The 18049-nt window shown below is 37.0% G+C and carries 18 protein-coding genes; 10 read left to right on the top strand and 8 right to left on the bottom strand.

The genetic code is table 11. The features are described 5' to 3' along the window. Positions 1-211: 211 nt before the first annotated feature. Positions 212-1756, bottom strand: coding sequence for an L-glutamate gamma-semialdehyde dehydrogenase (gene pruA / locus NSQ74_RS09140; protein ID WP_340822875.1), 1545 nt, complete (start codon positions 1754-1756; stop codon positions 212-214). A gap of 148 nt (positions 1757-1904) precedes the next feature. On the opposite strand from pruA, the gene NSQ74_RS09135 reads away from it, so the two are divergent. Further along, entirely contained in the window at positions 1905-3212 is a 1308-nt protein-coding gene (locus tag NSQ74_RS09135; protein WP_340822874.1) for a sigma 54-interacting transcriptional regulator, read from the top strand. A gap of 63 nt (positions 3213-3275) precedes the next feature. On the opposite strand, the gene yugI is transcribed toward NSQ74_RS09135, so the two are convergent. The 3 genes from yugI to NSQ74_RS09120 form a co-directional block, all read right to left on the bottom strand. After that, positions 3276-3653 carry a S1 domain-containing post-transcriptional regulator GSP13 gene (yugI, locus tag NSQ74_RS09130; protein ID WP_340822872.1) on the bottom strand — a complete coding sequence of 126 codons (378 nt, stop codon included), beginning with the start codon at positions 3651-3653 and terminating at the stop codon, positions 3276-3278. Between the two features lie 88 nt (positions 3654-3741). Further along, complete coding sequence (locus tag NSQ74_RS09125) at positions 3742-5397, bottom strand: hypothetical protein (protein ID WP_340822870.1); 1656 nt, start codon at positions 5395-5397, stop codon at positions 3742-3744. Beyond that, positions 5390-5938: an RNA polymerase sigma factor gene (locus NSQ74_RS09120; protein WP_340822868.1), complete on the bottom strand. Its 549-nt coding sequence runs from the start codon at positions 5936-5938 to the stop codon at positions 5390-5392. Before NSQ74_RS09120 ends, NSQ74_RS09125 begins: the two co-directional genes overlap by 8 nt. 292 nt (positions 5939-6230) lie before the next feature. Between NSQ74_RS09120 and NSQ74_RS09115 the strand changes: the two genes are divergently transcribed. From NSQ74_RS09115 to NSQ74_RS09105, 3 genes are all read left to right on the top strand, one after another. Further along, complete coding sequence (locus tag NSQ74_RS09115; RefSeq protein WP_340822866.1) at positions 6231-6392, top strand: hypothetical protein; 162 nt, start codon at positions 6231-6233, stop codon at positions 6390-6392. Between the two features lie 81 nt (positions 6393-6473). Beyond that, positions 6474-6923 (top strand): hypothetical protein, encoded by a 450-nt coding sequence (locus tag NSQ74_RS09110; protein ID WP_340822865.1) that lies wholly within the window; start codon positions 6474-6476, stop codon positions 6921-6923. Positions 6924-7259: 336 nt separating this feature from the next. Then, positions 7260-7439, top strand: a complete 180-nt coding sequence (locus NSQ74_RS09105) for a hypothetical protein (protein ID WP_340822864.1) — start codon at positions 7260-7262, stop codon at positions 7437-7439. 117 nt (positions 7440-7556) lie between these two features. Here NSQ74_RS09105 and NSQ74_RS09100 read toward each other — a convergent pair whose 3' ends face one another. Then, the gene (locus tag NSQ74_RS09100; protein ID WP_340822862.1) at positions 7557-7817 is read right to left on the bottom strand and encodes a DUF1871 family protein; all 261 of its coding nucleotides are present in this window, start codon (positions 7815-7817) and stop codon (positions 7557-7559) included. 73 nt (positions 7818-7890) lie between these two features. Between NSQ74_RS09100 and NSQ74_RS09095 the strand changes: the two genes are divergently transcribed. Then, complete coding sequence (locus tag NSQ74_RS09095) at positions 7891-9063, top strand: MalY/PatB family protein (RefSeq protein ID WP_340822861.1); 1173 nt, start codon at positions 7891-7893, stop codon at positions 9061-9063. 319 nt (positions 9064-9382) lie between these two features. Here NSQ74_RS09095 and NSQ74_RS09090 read toward each other — a convergent pair whose 3' ends face one another. Both NSQ74_RS09090 and NSQ74_RS09085 read right to left on the bottom strand, forming a co-directional pair. Beyond that, positions 9383-9595, bottom strand: coding sequence for a hypothetical protein (locus tag NSQ74_RS09090; RefSeq protein ID WP_173479753.1), 213 nt, complete (start codon positions 9593-9595; stop codon positions 9383-9385). A 24-nt stretch (positions 9596-9619) separates the two neighbouring features. Then, positions 9620-10207, bottom strand: a complete 588-nt coding sequence (locus NSQ74_RS09085; RefSeq protein ID WP_340822860.1) for a peptidylprolyl isomerase — start codon at positions 10205-10207, stop codon at positions 9620-9622. 346 nt (positions 10208-10553) lie between these two features. Here NSQ74_RS09085 and NSQ74_RS09080 point away from each other — a divergent pair, with 346 nt between their 5' ends. After that, positions 10554-12404 carry a transglycosylase domain-containing protein gene (locus NSQ74_RS09080; protein ID WP_340822859.1) on the top strand — a complete coding sequence of 617 codons (1851 nt, stop codon included), beginning with the start codon at positions 10554-10556 and terminating at the stop codon, positions 12402-12404. A 277-nt stretch (positions 12405-12681) separates the two neighbouring features. Here the strand turns inward: NSQ74_RS09080 and NSQ74_RS09075 are convergent, their stop codons facing one another. Next, on the bottom strand, positions 12682-13245 hold the full coding sequence (locus tag NSQ74_RS09075) for a DUF5366 family protein (protein WP_340822858.1): 564 nt from the start codon (positions 13243-13245) through the stop codon (positions 12682-12684). 153 nt (positions 13246-13398) lie between these two features. Here NSQ74_RS09075 and NSQ74_RS09070 point away from each other — a divergent pair, with 153 nt between their 5' ends. The 4 genes from NSQ74_RS09070 to NSQ74_RS09055 are packed head-to-tail and all read left to right on the top strand — an operon-like array spanning position 13399 to position 18046. Continuing rightward, entirely contained in the window at positions 13399-15816 is a 2418-nt protein-coding gene (locus NSQ74_RS09070) for a Na+/H+ antiporter subunit A (protein ID WP_340822857.1), read from the top strand. After that, the gene (locus NSQ74_RS09065) at positions 15803-16225 is read left to right on the top strand and encodes a Na(+)/H(+) antiporter subunit B (RefSeq protein WP_340822856.1); all 423 of its coding nucleotides are present in this window, start codon (positions 15803-15805) and stop codon (positions 16223-16225) included. Before NSQ74_RS09070 ends, NSQ74_RS09065 begins: the two co-directional genes overlap by 14 nt. Then, on the top strand, positions 16225-16566 hold the full coding sequence (locus NSQ74_RS09060) for a Na(+)/H(+) antiporter subunit C (protein WP_024364871.1): 342 nt from the start codon (positions 16225-16227) through the stop codon (positions 16564-16566). The genes NSQ74_RS09065 and NSQ74_RS09060 overlap by 1 nt, the downstream gene beginning before the upstream one ends. Further along, positions 16559-18046 (top strand): Na+/H+ antiporter subunit D, encoded by a 1488-nt coding sequence (locus NSQ74_RS09055; RefSeq protein WP_340822854.1) that lies wholly within the window; start codon positions 16559-16561, stop codon positions 18044-18046. The genes NSQ74_RS09060 and NSQ74_RS09055 overlap by 8 nt, the downstream gene beginning before the upstream one ends. Positions 18047-18049 lie beyond the last annotated feature (3 nt).

The following is an 18049-nucleotide window of genomic DNA, read 5'->3' as shown; positions in this document are numbered from 1 at the left end:
CTAAAATGAAAATCTATAAAGATAGGACGGTTTATAAGATCTGATAAAAGAGCTCTTTAATAGAAACAAAACAAAAAATTGGTCACCTATTAATTAAGCCGCACACCTCGTAGGTTTTACTATCTACGTACGAGGCGTTGCTAGCTTTTTCTTCTTATTTAAACAGCCCATCTATGAACATGTGGTTTTGCGCCACACAAATCAGTAAAAATTAAAGCATTTCTGAAGTTGTTTTTGCTTGCATATGAAGTTGTAGGTAGTCAGGGCCACCAGCTTTTGAGTCAGTACCTGACATGTTGAAACCACCAAATGGTTGGTAACCAACGATAGCACCTGTACAACCACGGTTGAAGTATAAGTTACCAACATGGAAATCTTCACGAGCTTTTTCTAAGTTCATACGGTTGTTAGTAATAACCGCACCTGTTAAGCCGTATTCTGTGTCGTTTGCAATTTCGATTGCTTCATCGAAATCTTTTGCTTTCGCAATTGCTACAACTGGTCCGAAAATTTCTTCTTTCATAATACGAGCAGAACGATCTACGTCAGCGAATACTGTTGGATTGACGAAGTAACCAACTGAATCATCAGCTGTACCACCTGCTACAAGGCGACCTTCTCCTTTACCAATTTCAATGTATTCAGTAATTTTATTGAATGCTGCTTGGTCAATTACTGTAGCCATGAAGTTGCTGTTGTCAGCTGGGTCACCAACTGTTAACGCATTTGTAAGCTCAGCTACACGGTTAACAACTGTATCGTAAACATCTTCTACGATAACGGCACGAGAACATGCAGAACATTTTTGACCTGAGAAGCCGAAAGCTGATTTTACGATTGATTGTGCCGCAAGCTCTAAATCTGCTTCTTTATCGACAACAATTGTATCTTTACCGCCCATTTCAGCGATAACACGTTTAATCCAAATTTGACCATCATTATGTGTTGCTGCACGTTGGTTAATACGTAAGCCTACATCACGAGAACCTGTGAAGCTGATGAAGCGTGTTTTCGGATGATCAACTAAGTAATCCCCAACTTCTGCACCTGAACCTGGTACATAGTTCACTGCACCTGCAGGTAATCCCGCTTCTTCTAAAACTTCGATAAATTTATAAGCAACAACTGGTGTTGTTGAAGCTGGTTTTAATAATACTGTGTTCCCTGTTACTAAAGCTGCTACTGTAGTACCAGCCATAATAGCGAATGGGAAGTTCCATGGTGAAATTACAATACCAATACCTAATGGAATATAATCATAACGATTGTATTCGCCTGGACGGCTTTCTACTGGTTGACCGTCTTTAATACGTAACATTTGGCGACCATAGTATTCAAGGAAGTCAATTGCTTCTGCTGTATCAGCATCTGCTTCATTCCATGGCTTACCAGCTTCTTTTGTTAAAAGTGCTGAGAATTCATGTTTACGGCGACGGATAATTGCTGCTGCTTTGAATAGCACGTCAGCACGAATAGCTGGGTCTACTTTTTTCCAAGTTTTAAATGTTTCATCTGCTGCTTGCATAGCTTTTTCAGCTAATTCTCTGCTTGCTTTTGAAACGCGACCAATTACTTCTGTTTTCTTTGCTGGGTTATATGAAACAATTTTATCTTCTGTTGTAATACGTTCTCCACCAATAATTAGTGGATAGTCTTGACCTAAATAGCCTTCAACTTTATTTAATGCCTCTAAATAAGCTTTGTAGTTTGCCTCTTGAGAAAAATCTGTAAATGGTTCGTGTTTGTATGGAATCATACTATATCCTCCTTTTGTGAGCTGTAAAAATTTAGTGTGCAAAAAACATTGACGCAAATTTTTTTTGCGTATAAAATATTCTTACACTTATTATAATGCAAAATTTCGTTGCATATTTCAAGTAAAAAATTTTTGAGGTGCACATTTTATGAAAAATTCTGAACCCTTATTACCTTTTTATGAGTTTATTGCAACTAATGTATCCGTTGGTATACATGCGATTGACGTAACAGGTAAAACAATTATCTATAATTCAAAAATGAAAGAAATTGAAGGATTTCATTTTGATGAATTAGCAGATCGTTCAATTATTGAGTTGTTTTCCTTCCGTCAACATGAAAGTACTTTAATGCGGGTATTACAAACTGGCTTACAAGAAATGAATGTGAAACAAACCTATTGGAATAAAAATGGTCATGAAATTACAACGATTAACGATACATTTCCGCTTTTTAAAAACAATCAACTAATCGGTGCAATTGAATTTGCACGTGATATAACATCTTTAGAAAAACTAGTGTACCAACCTCTCCGTCGATATGGTGAGCCTTTAACATTTGATATGATTACCGCCGTTTCAGAGACGATGAAACAAGTTATCGTAAATGCTAAAAAAGCTGCCGCAGTAAAATTACCTATATTACTCATCGGGGAGTCTGGTACAGGAAAGGATTTAGTTGCAGAAAGTATTCATCATGCGGCTTCAGCTGATACTGAAGCTTTTGTTACACTATTTAGTCGACGTTCAGCGAAATCAGTGCTAGATAAAATGCAAGAGCTTTTACAGGATGACAAAGCATATACATTTTTCTTTGAACGGATTGATTTTTTAAGCCTTCATGTTCAGGAGCAATTACTGGAATTATTACAGTCGCTTCCACAATCAAAATATATGCTGATAGGCAGTGTCGGCAGTGATCCGATTACACTTATAGCGGAGAAAAAGCTTTTAAAATCTTTGTATTATTTCTTTGCAACAATGTCCATCACTATTCCAAATTTAACAGACCGAAAAGAAGATATTTTACCGTTTGTTGATGATTATTTTAGTCGCCATCGTGAGCGATTTGCATCAAACGTAACAGAACTAGCACCTGATGTTCAAGCATTATTCTTACAATATGATTGGCCAGGAAATCTGAAAGAGCTCGAACTCTTACTTGATGAAATCGTATCATTTATGACAACTGAATCGACTGTTACGTTCGATTTACTCCCTGTTCATTTTCGATTTAAGGTGCAGAGCCAAGATACATCTGAGCGCGAACCTGAATTTTTTATGTTCCAGCAGCAAAATGATGTCATGCCTCTTGATGCTTATTTACGGGAAGCCGAATCCTATTATGTGCAAAATGTCTTAAATCTATATGAGGGTAATATAACAAAGGCTGCTGGTGCGCTTGGCATGAGCCGCCAAAACTTGCAGTATCGCATACGGAAGATGAAAAAGGACTAATCTTAATTATGAAAATGTTTATAAAAAAACGAGGATGCCTTCATATGGAAGCATCCTCGTTTTTTAATGTCCTGACTGTTCGATCCAGTCCTGTAGTTTATCTTTTAGGGAATTAAAGCCGTTTGCATCGGATTCATCTACACGATCCTGTAGAGATTTCCGTGGTGGCGCATCTTTTTTTCTTATTGCTGCTGGGCGCTCTTGTAAGGCACGGATCGATAAACTAATTTTTTCGGCCGCTTCATCGATTTCAAGTACCTTCACTTCAACCTCTTGCCCTACTGATAAAAACTCACTGACGTCTTTTACAAAGCCGTACGTAATTTCAGAAATATGCACGAGCCCTTGTGTATCGTCATCAAGTGCTACAAACGCACCGTACGGTTGAATACCTGTAACTTTTCCGGTCAATACGTCTCCTAATTCATATTTTTTTGCCATAACCTTTGCCCACTTTCTATATGTTTGCTACGTATATATCACGTTAAATTATAACATACGTCAATATCTGGAGCAAAAAATCGTCCCACTAATCAATGATCTCTGTTATACGATAATACCCTTCCTCTTGCTTCGAAAACTTTATTAGGAATTGCCTTCCGTACTTATCCTGTTCACTGATTGCAACGCGAGCAGCTACAATTGGATAAATCCCATCGTATTCGCCTAGCTGACTAAATATTTCTATATTTTTCATTGTTTGTAACATCAAACTTATATCCAATTCGGAATCTGGCATTAATAAAGTTTCTTGCAAAGACTCATCACCAATGGATATGGCATATAAATAAAGCGCAGCAATATTTATTGGGCGAAGTTGGTTTAATATAGCTATATCGTTATGTTTTTTATATTGCTCATATATTCCTTTAATTTGCTCTATACGAGAATCATTCATGTCAACAATATTAAAATCACTATCGTTGATATAACCTGCTGTTTCTTCCCGTGTCTGTAAAAGTATTGTCCATATATCATAAGCAGTAAGTTGCGCTAAAGTTTCAGAATGATTATTTTGCTGTAATTCCTTAAAGATATTGGCAGCTTTCTTTTTCATAACCTCCCCATACTTACCCTTGGCTACTTCCTGTAAAAATGTTATATATTCCTTATCAGGTTGCCCATCTTCCGCTAAGACAGGATATTTTTTAGTACCTAGTAATAATGCCTCCCACGTGTTTTTAAAGGTTTCTAGTAATAATTTGTAATTGGGAGAACCGGCATTGACATCTGAAAGTAACGAACGTTCCATTATTTTAAGCGAATTTGCTGTTTCTTCTCGTGAATAGCGTAAATCGTCGACTAATAATAAATAACCCGTTTTTAAGTATTCGAAATACCCAAAAACATCCGGATGTAATTGATTTATATAAGCTGGTGCAAACTCCCCATCTACTGGATTCGCTTTAAAATAAAACGAGCCTTTTTCATCCTTTTTCAGCTCCATATATTGATTATTTGCCGCTTCAATAATAGCTTTTAAATCAGATGGATATTGCTTTTTATCTGCTTTCTTCAGTAGTGGTTCAAACGGTTCAAGTAGCTCGCTGTAAAAATCTTCCAACTCTTCTACAGCAATAACGTATTGGTTATAAACCTCATACGATTCATCAAAAGTTAAATTGTTATATGTTTTTATCGTCTCTATAGCCCTTTTAGGAGTCATTAAATAATATAAAATGTATTCTTCTACATTTTGTGCACTATCACTCTCAATTGATGACGAATGCAAATTATTTGCGATATAAAAATCTAACATTGTATCTGCCGTTTGAATAAATTCAAATGTTTGCAGTTCATCTTTCGAAACTTTTAATTCTCTTCTAATATCCTCTTTTCGACTTTTATATTTTTTCGTTAAATAGTCGGCTACCTCTTCTTCTTCTGCCTTTTTTAAAAGTTCATTTTGTGGGACTTCAGTTTGGTTATTTTCTTGCTGTTTCATTGTATAGAGCGTCACTAAAAAACCAACTAGTAATACGCTTGCAATACTCGCTAGCCACACCGCTGGCTTTTGCCATTTTGGGAAGGGCTTCTTTTGTATGGCAATCGTTTGCTTTGCGAGTGCTTCTTTTTCTTCTTCTTCAATTTGCTTCAAAACATCTGCTGGATTTAATTTTTGTTCCATTCGGTCGTATGATTTTTTTAATAATGCCATGCGTTTGTCAAATTGTTTGTCATCCATTTTCAACACTCCCATCCTGTGTCAAAGAGACTTTGAGCTTTTCCTTTGCGCGTAAAATTCGCACTTTGACCGCCGACAATGAAATACCAAGTACCTCTGCAATTTCCTCGTACTTTAACTCATGAAAGTAAAACAATACAAGTGGATAGCGATATTTTTCATCCAATGCTTGAATGTTATTGTGCAATAATCGATCTTCTTCAAAATTTAATACGTGCTTTTCCGCAGAGGGACTATAATTTTGTGGCTGTGCATTTAACAGCTCCTCTTTCGCCTGCTCCCGTTGCTCCCGACGATAATAATCACGCGTAGCATTGAGCGTGACTTTATAAAGCCATGTAGTAAAACGATCCTGCTTGAATTGATGTAAAAAGCGGTACAGCTTAACAAAAACTTCTTGTGCAACATCCGCCAAATCACTACTATGTACGCCACATTGAAAGGCAAATTTTTCTACTGTTCGCTGATGGATGCGAATTAGTTCGATATAGGCTTCTTTATCACCTTGTTGTGCTCGTTCGATTAATTCGGACTCATTCACTCGTTATCCCTCCTTTTATATGTAACGACCTATTTTCCCTAATTGTTACATTTTAACTGAATTGGTGATAGCGCATAGTTTTGTGCTAATAAAACCAATAGAATCGGTCTTTTGCGCTGTTAAACTAACACTTTAGCACGTAAGCTTTAAATCCCATTTAAAAGTAGCTAGAAAAAAAGTATTTATAATCAATTTTCAGAAATTTGACTTGTGTTATGACGTTTTTACGGTAAAATATAACTTTAGTATAAGGAGACTTTATTTTCGTATCATTTAGAGATCAATTCCATATATGGCGGGAACGATTGATGGAAGTGTATTTATTTTATGTACATTTTTCATCAGCTTACCGGTGTTAATTGCAGAATTTATGATTGGCCGACACGGGCAAAAGGATGCTGTTAAATCGTTCAAAGAACAAATGCCAGGAAAATCATGGTTTTTAATAGGATAGGGCGGCATAATTATTGCTTGTTTAATACTGTCCTTCTATAGTGTAGTTGGCGGTTGGATATTAAGTTCTTTAGGGCGTTCATTGACTTTTCAATTATCAAGTAATGGTAGTGAAGGCAATTACGCTGATTTATTTAGCAATATCATCTCTAGTCCAATTGAAGCTATTCTTGTACAAGGACTATTTTTACTTTTAACAATTGCCATCGTATCGGGAGGCATTAAAGGTGGGATTGAAAAGGCTAGTACGTGGATGATGCCACTATTATTCATTTTCTTCATTGTGTTAGTTATCCGTTCATTAACACTTGATGGTGCAATGGACGGCGTAAAATTTATGTTTGTTCCTGACTGGTCTTACTTAAATGCTAAAACATTTTTAAAAGCACTTGGACAAGCATTCTTCTCTCTAAGTATCGGTATTGCCGTTATGATTACGTACGCATTATATCTCCCGAAAACCGAAAAGATTGGTAATTCAGCTATCAATGTAGCCTCTATAATAGTATTATTTCGCTACTTGCAGGTTTAGTTATTTTCCGAGCCGTGTTCGTACTAGGCTATACACCTAACCAAGGCCAAGGCTTGTTTTTATTATTTTGCCTGCGTTTTCGAACAATTGCCACTCGGTGGTCTATTCCTGACAATTTTCTTTATTCTTATACTGTTACAATTCTATGTTAGAAATAGTAGTAGCTATCGCCACTGGAAACAAACCTGAAAAGCGTAAAAAAATGCATGGATTGGCGGTATTATTATTTTCGTCTTTGGTATTCCGAGTGCCTTATCTTTCGGAATTGTATCGGACGTACAAATTTTAGATCGCTCAATTTTTAATTTTGTAGACTTCTTTACAAATAGTGTCGACATGCCAATTGGTGCATTACTGATTTCTATTTTTGCAGGCTATTACTATACAAAAGATATTTCCCGAAAAGAGCTTGCTTCTTCAAGTCTTATGTTTAACATTTGGTACTTATTAATTCGCTACGTATCACCAATTGCGATTTTCCTTATTTTTATTCAAAGGATTTTACCATTGTTTTAATAAGAAAATGAGGCTGTCTAAGTATTGAAGACAACCTCACTTTTATAAGGAAAGAGAGCTTACGGCATACATGCTCGCCCCATACGCCCTTTCCAATAGAAAAACATTATATGTCGTTTAAATAATGCATTTGGCTTCAAACTTAATGGCAATTAGTTTGTATGAAATGGAAACACAATCTTCAATTGGAATCCATTGCTCAAACGAGTGCTCGTAAGTTTCTTGAATGACCTTTGCAAGAGCCGATGGGTCATCAATACCTTGTAATGCTGCAACAACATCTGCTGTTTCTGTATCATAATTCTCAGCACCGATGTGGAAAGGGTCCCACTCCGCTAGCAGATGTACGGCTGCTCGATTCATTTTTATATTTTCCAAAATACTCACCTATTATCCTTTAATCTTAATAGGTATGATACCATAGTAAAAAAAAAAGAAAAGAGTGATTTGCTTGTCTATTTTCGATCAAACTTTAAAACGTCGCTATACTAACTCAGTAAAATGGGACGCAATGGAGAAAATTTATGGCCTAAACGATACTACAGAAATATTACCAATGTGGATAGCAGACATGGACTTTGCCCCACCATCAGCTGTTTCAAAGGCACTACAAAAACATGCTGAGGGTGCCATCTTCGGTTATGGCTTTGTATGCGAGGAAGTAAAACAGTCGATAGTGGACTGGCAATATAATCGTTATAATTGGCACATTGAAAAAGATTCCATTTCTTTTAGTCATGGCGTCGTGTCAGCATTAGCAAATATTCTAACAGCAATGACAAATCTAGGAGATAAGGTACTTATTTCAACACCTGTCTATCCGCCATTTTTTAATATCCCAAAAAGTAATGGTCGTGAAGTGATAACTTGTCCGTTAGTAGAACAAGACGGGACATTTGTCTATGATTTTGAGGCATTCGAACAAGCACTTGCCCAAGACATAAAAGCTTACATATTGTGTAACCCTCATAATCCAGGTGGTTATGTATGGGACGAAGCCACACTAAAAGAGATTATTCGTCTTTGTGCTAAGTATGATGTTCTAATTATTTCAGATGAAATTCACGCAGATTTAATGTTAGATGGTGCCAAGCATACGCCGCTTGCAAAAATTGCAGGCGATGAAATCGATCGTGTAATTACGTGTATGGCACCGACAAAAACATTCAATCTTGCAGGTATTCAAGTCTCATATATCATTGCCACTGATAAGAAAAAACGCCTACAATTAGAGGCTGTCAATATGGCCAGTGGTCAAGGCTCATTAAACAGCTTTGCCCCTATTGCACTGCAAGCAGCTTACACTGAAGGTTTACCATGGCTAGAAGAATTACTTCTTTATATTTCTAATAACATGGATTATGTCATTACAGAGTTAACGCAATTGCCTGGCATACACATTGCTAAGCCTCAAGGCACATACTTACTGTGGATAGATTGTCGTCAATTAGCAATGGATGAAAAAGAGTTAATGAAGCAATTGCTTGAAGTTGGGAAACTTGCATTAGAGCCTGGTTCAAAATATGGCGAAGAAGGCCGTGGCTTCCTACGTATGAACGTGGCCTGCTCATTTGATACTGTAAAAGATGCAGTTGCTCGCTTTAAGCTAGCATTGTCATTGTAAGTGCCTGGCACTCAAACAATTCTGAATTTTTAACAAAGCAAAAATCCACGTAGACTCCTGCGGGAATGCACGCAAAGTAAGACGCAACCAACCGCGCGCCCGCGAGGTTTGTGGCTTACACTGTGCCCGAGGAAAGCGCGTGGTTTTTTGCGCTATAAAAAATGGATTTTTCCTATTCGTTACACTAGTGCTAGTTACTTAAGTCTTCACTTTGCATACAGGAATGTTTTATGTATTAATCTAAAAAAAACTATAGACAAACCGAAAATTATTCGAGTTTGCCTATAGTCTAAGGCACTCTTACACAGAGTACCTTTACTTATACATTTTGTTGATTATTTGTGCTATTTCGTTCAGCTAAAATACGTGTTTCGATTTCCTTAGATTTTAATTCCTGCTTTTTAGAGATTTTACGGAAAATCATAAATACACCTATACATAAAATAAGCATGATTAAAAATTCAAAAGCTGCTGGAATATAAGCTGTTTTATCTTCAGGGAAATATAAAAATTGATACATTAAATGTTCCATATTTTCTACACGTCCTTACAATTATTATTCAAAAACTGTAATTGACTCAATTTTAACATCTTCAAGCGGTTTATCGCGGTTATCTTTTGCTACATCAGCAATTTTATCAACGATATCCATACCCTCTACAACATGACCAAATACAGAGTGTTTATGGTCTAACCATGGTGTACCACCGTTTTGTGCATATGCTTCAATAATTTCTTCTGGGAAACCAGCACCTTGAAGTTGGCGTAGCATATCACTTGGAAGGTGTTTCATTTGTACGATAAAGAATTGAGAACCGTTTGTGTTTGGACCAGCGTTTGCCATTGAAAGTGCACCACGTAGGTTAAATAATTCATCAGAAAACTCATCTTCAAATGAGTTACCCCAAATTGACTCACCGCCCATACCAGTACCAGTTGGGTCACCGCCTTGAATCATGAAATCTTGAATAACGCGGTGGAAAATGATTCCATCGTAATAACCTGATTTTGCATGCCCTAAGAAATTTTCAACTGTTTTTGGTGCTTGTTTTGGAAATAATTTAATTTTTAGCGCACCTAAAGTCGTTTTCATTTCTACTAGTACTTCGCCTTCTTGTACTTCTGTTGTTAATTGTGGAAACATTGGAGTCTCTCCTTTAAATGTAAAATTTCAGTTTCAATGAAAATGATCATCCTAGATCATTCCTGACCTCATATTAGTCTAACATACTTCCTAGCCGTTTTCTCCACCTAAGTATTGACGAATTTTGTAATTTTACAATCGTTCAGCCAATTATATTTTTGAATATGGGGAACTTCTGTTTGATACCTATGGTAGTATAACCCAAAATGATGATGGAAGAAACGGGCTATCTTTGCTATTTCTTTTTATAGTTTCGTATTGTGTAAATAGGTCTCAACGAGTATTTGGAATACATCCAAAATATGCTATTCTGTTGAAAGACTTATTTTCAAAGTTGGAGGCATTTATGAAAAAAGTTTTTGGTTTTATTATTATTACTCTATGTTTACCTACCATTTGGTGGATCGGTACGAATATACGATCAGAGTTAAATGCAGCCCAAGCCCACGAACAACAAATCGAGGAAACGATTGATGTGCCTGAAGTACAGGTTCAGCTTCCCGTCACATTAATAGATCAAGATGGTCAAACCTTTAGCGAAGAATATGTCGAATGGAGGCAGCCTTTAACACTGCAAGAAATTCCACAAATTGCCCAGGAAATTTTTATTGCTAGTGAGGATGCCGACTTTTATGATCATATCGGCTTCGATCTTAGTGCCATTATTCGTGCTGTTGTCGCGAACTCTAATGCCAATGCTACTTCGCAAGGAGGCAGTACCATTACCCAACAGCTTGTTCGAATGCGCTATTTATCTGACGAAAAAACGTACGAACGAAAATTGACGGAATTATTTTATGCCTACGAGCTTGAAAAAAAATACGATAAAGATGCTATTTTAACTATGTATTTAAATGAATCTTATTTTAGCAATCAAGTATATGGTATAGGAAGTGCAGCGACCTATTATTTCCAAAAACCTATTCAAGATTTATCAATTGCTGAGATAGCTTTTATTTCTGCTATTCCAAACAATCCATCACTTTATAATCCTTTAAAAAATTTTGATGAAACAAAGGCAAGACAAGAACGGCTACTCGATACACTAGCTGCTAGTGGTGCTATTACAAAGGAAGATGCAGCTTCTTATAAAGCAGCACCAGTCATATTAAATGTGAAAAATAAGATGCAAAGCTACCCCATGTATAGCACTTATGTTCTGCAAGAGCTACGCTGGCTTGTAGCTGAGAAAGAAGGCTATACGGATCGACTTCAAAATACGCAAAGTGATGAAGAAAAAAAGTTGATTCAAGCACAACTAGACAATCGTCTCAATACTTTGTTCCAAAATGGTTTAACCATTTATACGGCTCTTGACCCAACTAAACAAAATCATGATGAAGAGCAAATGACGGCTATATTAGGAACTGGCCAATTGCAAGCAGCGGGAGCTGTAATTAATAACACCTCTCGTGAAATCATCAGTCTATATGCCGGTAAAAATTACGAGAAATTTGATTATCATCGGGCTTTTCAAGGACCAAGACAGCCAGGTTCAGCATTTAAGCCACTTGCTGTCTATGCACCTTTTTTTGAAACGACAACAAATACACCAGATTCCATCGTGAATGGTGGTAGTTATTGTGTCGGTTCTTTTTGCCCTCAAAACTATGGGGGATATAAATATGGGGATGTGACTATTCGAACAGCATTTCGTAATAGTTATAATACTTCTGCTCTTCGCCTTTTTAATGCTGTTGGTGTCGAGACGGCATTTAGTTACCTTGATCGCTTCCATTTCCGCTCCATCGTGGCAAAGGATCATACGTATGCCGCATCATTGGGTGGATTAACATATGGTGTTACAGCTCTGGAGTTAGCAGATGCCTACACAAGCTTTATTGACGGCTCATATGTCCTTGCACATAGTATTCGTAAAGTGACAGCCAATGATGGCACTGTACTATTTAGCTGGGATACGGAACGTGATCAAATATGGTCACCCAAAACGGTAAAATATATGCGAGAGTTACTTACAGAAGTTGTAACAAATGGTACAGGGCAAGGTGTTTATAATAATAGTAACTATGTTGGTGCTAAAACAGGTACGACAAATGATTACCGCGATTATTGGCTAGCCGGTTTAAATGATCAGTATACAGCTGCTGTTTGGCTTGGCTATGATAAACCTCAACCAATGGAAAAACTAGAAGCGTATAAAATTCATCACAAGCTATTTAATATTTTACTAGAGTAAAGTTTCCTAGCAAATAACGACTTATTATAGCGTAAAAATCCACTGGCAGAATTCTGAATTGTTTGAGTGACTGGCACTTAGCAAGGACACCTAGCACAATGGAATCTTCTAAAACGTAAAAACCCACTTGCTTTCCGCGGGCACTCCGTAAGCCGCAACCCTCGCTGTCGCGCGGTTTGTTGCGTCTTACTTTACGTGCGTTCCCGCAGGAGTCTAAGTGGGTTTTTCAATATATTACTGGCAGAATTCAGAATTGTTTGAGTGACTGGCACTGACTTTATTTTGCAAAAGGTAGACTTGCCAGTACACCGTTATACAATTTTAAAATCACATAAACTAATAACGAAAATAATATTGTCCACATGAAAAGTTCAAATATTAGTAATCCAATCGTGCCACCCATGGACATAAAAAGGCTCATTTTATAAATAAGATAAATGAAATAGATAAAAATCGTTAAAACGAATATACCTGCTAATGCATAAATGGATTGAATAGCAAAGACAGAACACATAGCTCCAATAAATAGAATGACATAGCCTCCACGCGCTTGGCTTACTGCTGCCCCTTCATTATCTTTTGAAAAAAATAACATACCTAGTTCATGAATTGTTTCACCAACTAATTTAAGCGCAGAAATTGCCATAAAAAAAATAACCGCAAATACAACTAGCAATAATACACGTAATTCAAAATCCGATAAAAATTCACGCATTCCTGAATAAACACCGATTGCTTGAAATAATTGTAATGCTTCGCCTACTGCATACATGCCGAACGTTAAACTAAACAATAAAATTGTGATTAATGGTAAATAACCATATATGTAAGGGTTCCTCATAAAAATTTTTTTCCTCTGTTTTTTTTGATAACTTCCTATTTATAATATAGCTAAAATTCTCCTGCTATCCAAGCTAAATCCTGTTAGTCCAAATGCATTCCCTACGAAAGTACGTTATAATTATTACACTTACCTGCATAAAGGAGGATTTTTTTGTTACAAGTACTCTATATTTTCATCCCGATGCTTGCTGCAATATTTGTGCCTTTTATATATAAAAGCGTTAAAAATATTCACACAGGCTGGTTTGTTCTGGCAGTACCTGCAACACTCGCCGTTATTTATGCTACTTATATAGCGAGAGTTGCCCAAGGAGAAGTGTTTTATGATGGAATACCTTGGATTCCATCGCTCGATATTTCTTTCGTATCATATTTGGATGGACTTAGCTTACTATTTTCGTTACTCATTACAGGAATTGGCTCACTCGTTGTGCTTTACTCCATTTTTTACTTAGATAAACATAAAGAAAAACTACATAATTTTTATGTTTACTTATTATTGTTTATGACCGCAATGCTCGGTGTTGTACAATCTGATCATTTAATTACTTTGTACTTCTTCTGGGAGTTAACGTCGATTTCATCATTCCTACTTATTGGTTATTGGTACACACGTGATGCTTCTCGCTTCGGTGCACTAAAATCAATGATGATTACAGTCTTCGGCGGCTTAATGATGTTAGGAGGATTTATCCTTCTTTATTTAATGGGTGGAACATATTCAATTCGTGAACTTATAGCAATGGCACCAAACTTAGTGCAACATCCATTGTTCACATGGGCACTCGTTTTATTACTCCTAGGGGCATTTACAAAATCTGCACAATTCCCATTCTACATTTGGTTACCTGATGCAATGGAAGCACCGACACCAGTCAGCGCATATTTACACTCTGCAACAATGGTAAAAGCAGGGATTTACTTAGTGGCTCGCTTTACACCAATTTTTGCAGCTTCTGAGCTATGGGTATGGCTTGTTACAGGAGTAGGTCTGTTAACGCTATTCTGGGGTTCGTTCTTTGCCTTAAAGCAAACCGATTTAAAAGGAATTCTAGCGTTTTCTACTGTCAGTCAGCTTGGATTAATTATGTCACTACTAGGCGCTGGGGCAGTTGCATTTCATGTAAACGGTGCAGCTGATTCAGTGTTTAAATATGCGGCATTTGCAGCCATTTTCCACCTTATTAACCACGCAACATTTAAAGGTAGCTTATTTATGATTGCAGGGATTATCGATCATGAAACAGGTACTCGTGATATCCGTAAACTTGGGGGATTAATGAGCATTATGCCTCTTAGCTTTACAGTGGCGGCAATTGGCAGCTTCTCGATGGCAGGATTACCTCCATTTAATGGTTTCCTAAGTAAGGAAATGTTTTTAACTGCTATGTTAGCACTTCAAAATTTCGAATTTTTTGGTTTTGATACATGGGGCGTTCTTTTCCCTATCGTTGCTTGGGTAGCGAGTATTTTTACGTTTATTTATAGTTTCTACTTTGTATTTAGAACATTTACAGGAAAATATAAACCAGAGCTTTACGCTCATAAACCACATGAGGCTCCTATTGGTATGCTAATATCACCGATGATTTTAGCATCATTAGTAGTCGTTATTTTCTTCATTCCTAATATAATTGGGGATACGTTTGTAAAGCCTGCAGTACAAGCCATTCAGCCGTTTTTATATGATGTTCCTAAAGATATCAATATTCACGTGGCAGCCTGGCATGGAGGTCTAACACCGGAGTTAATCATGACTATCGGCATTGTCATTATAGGCGTCTTATTATTTGTTGCTTTACCTAAATGGCAAGGCATCTATAACCTATTCCCACGTGCTCTTACGCTCAATAATGCCTATGACAAAACAATGCTTGGTTTAGATGTCGGATTAAATCGTGTATCACGTCTTTATATGACTGGTTCTATGCGTCACTATCTACTGTATATGTTCAGTGCTATTGCTGTTATTTCAATTGGGACGTTATTTGCCAAGGATGCCTTTTCAATATCCTTTGAAGGCGCAGCCCCAATTCGATCTTACCAATTAATTTTAATAGTTGTATTAATTATTGGCACAACGATTACTATTTTTGCGAAGTCACGTCTTACAGCAATCATTGGACTTGGCTCTGTCGGATACACTGTTGCATTATTTTTCGTAATTTTTAATGCACCTGATTTAGCTTTAACACAGCTAGTTATTGAAACTATTTCTGTCGCATTATTTTTATTGGCGTTTTACCATCTTCCGAAGCTTGGAAAACGTGAAGAACGCATGCGCTTTCAGTTGAATCGTGCGGTTATTTCAATCGCAGTTGGTGTGATGGTGACGCTTATAGCCTTATCGGCACATTCTCAAAAGCTTGTTCCGACTATCTCAAAATATTACGAAGAAACCGTCTATTCATTAGCAGGCGGCGGGAACATTGTAAATGTTATTTTAGTAGACTATCGTGGCTTTGATACATTATTTGAAATTACAGTGTTAGGTATTGCTGGAATGGCAATTTTAGCAATGATCAAGCTGCGTATGAATAGAAAGGAGAAATCGCATGAAAACAAATGATGTGATAATACAATTTACAGCTAAAATTGTATTCTTCATTATTTTCTTCTTCTCCATTCATATTTTTTTAGCTGGTCATTATACACCAGGTGGAGGCTTTGTAGGAGGACTTTTAACATCCAGTGCCATCGTGCTCTTAGTACTTGCCTTTGATTTAAACACTGTACGCAATGTTTTACCGATCAACTATACGTATTTAACTGCAACGGGCTTATTATTGGCACTTGCAACAGCGGCATTCCCTATGTTTTTAGGGAAACCTTTTTTCACACATTTCTTTGATTATTTCGAACTACCGCTTCTAGGTAAGCAATCCTTACACACTGCAATGCTTTTTGACAGCGGTGTTTACTTGGTTGTTGTTGGCGTTACGATGACCATTATTCAAACGATTGGAGAGGATGAATAATGGAAATAATTATGGCGTTTGTCATTGGCTTTTTGTTTATGGCAGCGGTTTATTTAATATTATCGAAAAGCTTATTACGTATTATTATCGGTACTGGGCTTCTAAGCCACGGTGCACATTTACTCATTTTAACAATGGGTGGACTTACAGGGGAGGCTCCTCCTGTTTTAAAAGAAGGTGCCAAAACGTTTGCTGACCCTTTACCACAAGCTTTAATTTTAACCGCTATTGTTATTAGCTTTGGGGTAACGGCTTTCTTCCTAGTACTTGCATATCGCTCATATCAGGAGCTAGAGACAGATGATATTAGCTTAATGAGAGGAAGTGATGAGGATGAATAACTTCCTTTTACTACCAATCATCATTCCGTTCTTCTTCGGCATGATTTTAATGTTTGGGCAGAAAAATTTAAAATATCAGCGCACGTTTGCTTTACTAGGCATTCTACTTGCTTTCATATCAGCCGTTTCACTTTTATTGAAAGTAAAAAATGACGGTCTGCAGAAAGTTACATTCGGAGATTGGCCCGTACCATATGGTATTACAATGGTTTCGGATATGATGTCTGCACTGTTAGTAACGACAACATTACTCATTGCATTCTTCGTTGTTTGGTACGGCTTTGGTTCTATTACAAAGGAGCGTGAACGCTTTTTCTATTATCCTGGTATTATGTTTATTTTAACAGGTGTGAATGGCGCATTTACGACAGGGGATATTTTTAACTTATTCGTATTCTTTGAAGTATTATTAATGGCGTCCTATTTACTAATTGTACTAGGTGGAGAAAAAGGACAACTTAAAGGCTCCATTAAATATATTTTAATTAATGTCATATCTTCAGCATTGTTTGTAATTACAGTAGCTTTCCTATACTCAGTTGTAGGCACACTGAATATGGCAGACATTGCGGTGAAAATTAGCGAGATTAATCAGCCAGGTATCATAACCGTTATTGCTGTGCTGTTTTTAATGGTATTTGGTTTAAAAGCGGCGATATTCCCGCTTTACTTCTGGCTTCCAACTTCTTATGCAGCTGCACCGATTCCTGTGTTAACACTATTTGGTGCACTTCTAACAAAAGTTGGGGTTTACGCGATTACTCGCACATACACACTATTTTTCGTACATGATTTATCGTATACACATCATTTGCTGATGATACTAGCAATTGGAACGATTATTGCAGGCTGTATCGGGGCACTTGCCTATTTCGATGTCAAACTCATTATTATTTATAACATTGTTATTGCAGTAGGTGTCATTTTATTTGGTGTATCTCAAATGAATGAAGTGGCGTTAAAGGGTGCGATGTTCTACTTAATCCATGACATGCTTATAAAGGCAGCCCTCTTTATGTTGATTGGTATTGTAATCTACATTACAGGCACATCAGATTTACGGAAAATGGGCGGACTTATGAAAAAGTACCCTGTGCTAGGCTGGTTTTATTTAATAGCTGCCTTCGGTTTAGCAGGGATTCCCCCACTTAGTGGTTTTGTTGGAAAGCTGTTAATAGTTCAAGGCGGCTTTGAGGCTGGTAGCATGTGGAGTAGTATCTTTATTTTAGCCTCATCTTTACTTGTGCTACTTTCTGTTATTCGTATTTTCCTTTATGCCTTCTGGGGAGAGGAAAAAGCGACAATGGGTACTGTCGATAAAAAAGTATACACTACCCTTTTCGTACCAACTGTCGTATTGGTGCTTATTACAGTAGCATACGGTGTTGGTTCAGAGTGGATAACACCATTTATGGATGATGCTGCGAAACTATTAAATGACCCATCTATTTATATAGATGCTGTAATGAAGGAGGATTAGAGC

The organism is Lysinibacillus sp. FSL W8-0992 (assembly GCF_038008685.1).
Classification (GTDB): domain Bacteria; phylum Bacillota; class Bacilli; order Bacillales_A; family Planococcaceae; genus Lysinibacillus.
The sequence above is the reverse complement of the archived record's forward strand: the minus strand, read 5'-3'. Positions and strand labels throughout refer to the sequence as shown.

Coding starts and splice junctions, on each gene's coding strand:
- pruA (WP_340822875.1), bottom strand. CDS start 1,756: ATGATTCCATACAAACACGAACCATTTACAGATTTTTCTCAAGAGGCA.
- NSQ74_RS09135 (WP_340822874.1), top strand. CDS start 1,905: ATGAAAAATTCTGAACCCTTATTACCTTTTTATGAGTTTATTGCAACT.
- yugI (WP_340822872.1), bottom strand. CDS start 3,653: ATGGCAAAAAAATATGAATTAGGAGACGTATTGACCGGAAAAGTTACA.
- NSQ74_RS09125 (WP_340822870.1), bottom strand. CDS start 5,397: ATGGATGACAAACAATTTGACAAACGCATGGCATTATTAAAAAAATCA.
- NSQ74_RS09115 (WP_340822866.1), top strand. CDS start 6,231: ATGGCGGGAACGATTGATGGAAGTGTATTTATTTTATGTACATTTTTC.
- NSQ74_RS09105 (WP_340822864.1), top strand. CDS start 7,260: ATGCCAATTGGTGCATTACTGATTTCTATTTTTGCAGGCTATTACTAT.
- NSQ74_RS09090 (WP_173479753.1), bottom strand. CDS start 9,595: ATGGAACATTTAATGTATCAATTTTTATATTTCCCTGAAGATAAAACA.
- NSQ74_RS09085 (WP_340822860.1), bottom strand. CDS start 10,207: ATGTTTCCACAATTAACAACAGAAGTACAAGAAGGCGAAGTACTAGTA.
- NSQ74_RS09080 (WP_340822859.1), top strand. CDS start 10,554: ATGAAAAAAGTTTTTGGTTTTATTATTATTACTCTATGTTTACCTACC.
- NSQ74_RS09075 (WP_340822858.1), bottom strand. CDS start 13,245: ATGAGGAACCCTTACATATATGGTTATTTACCATTAATCACAATTTTA.
- NSQ74_RS09065 (WP_340822856.1), top strand. CDS start 15,803: ATGAAAACAAATGATGTGATAATACAATTTACAGCTAAAATTGTATTC.
- NSQ74_RS09060 (WP_024364871.1), top strand. CDS start 16,225: ATGGAAATAATTATGGCGTTTGTCATTGGCTTTTTGTTTATGGCAGCG.
- NSQ74_RS09055 (WP_340822854.1), top strand. CDS start 16,559: ATGAATAACTTCCTTTTACTACCAATCATCATTCCGTTCTTCTTCGGC.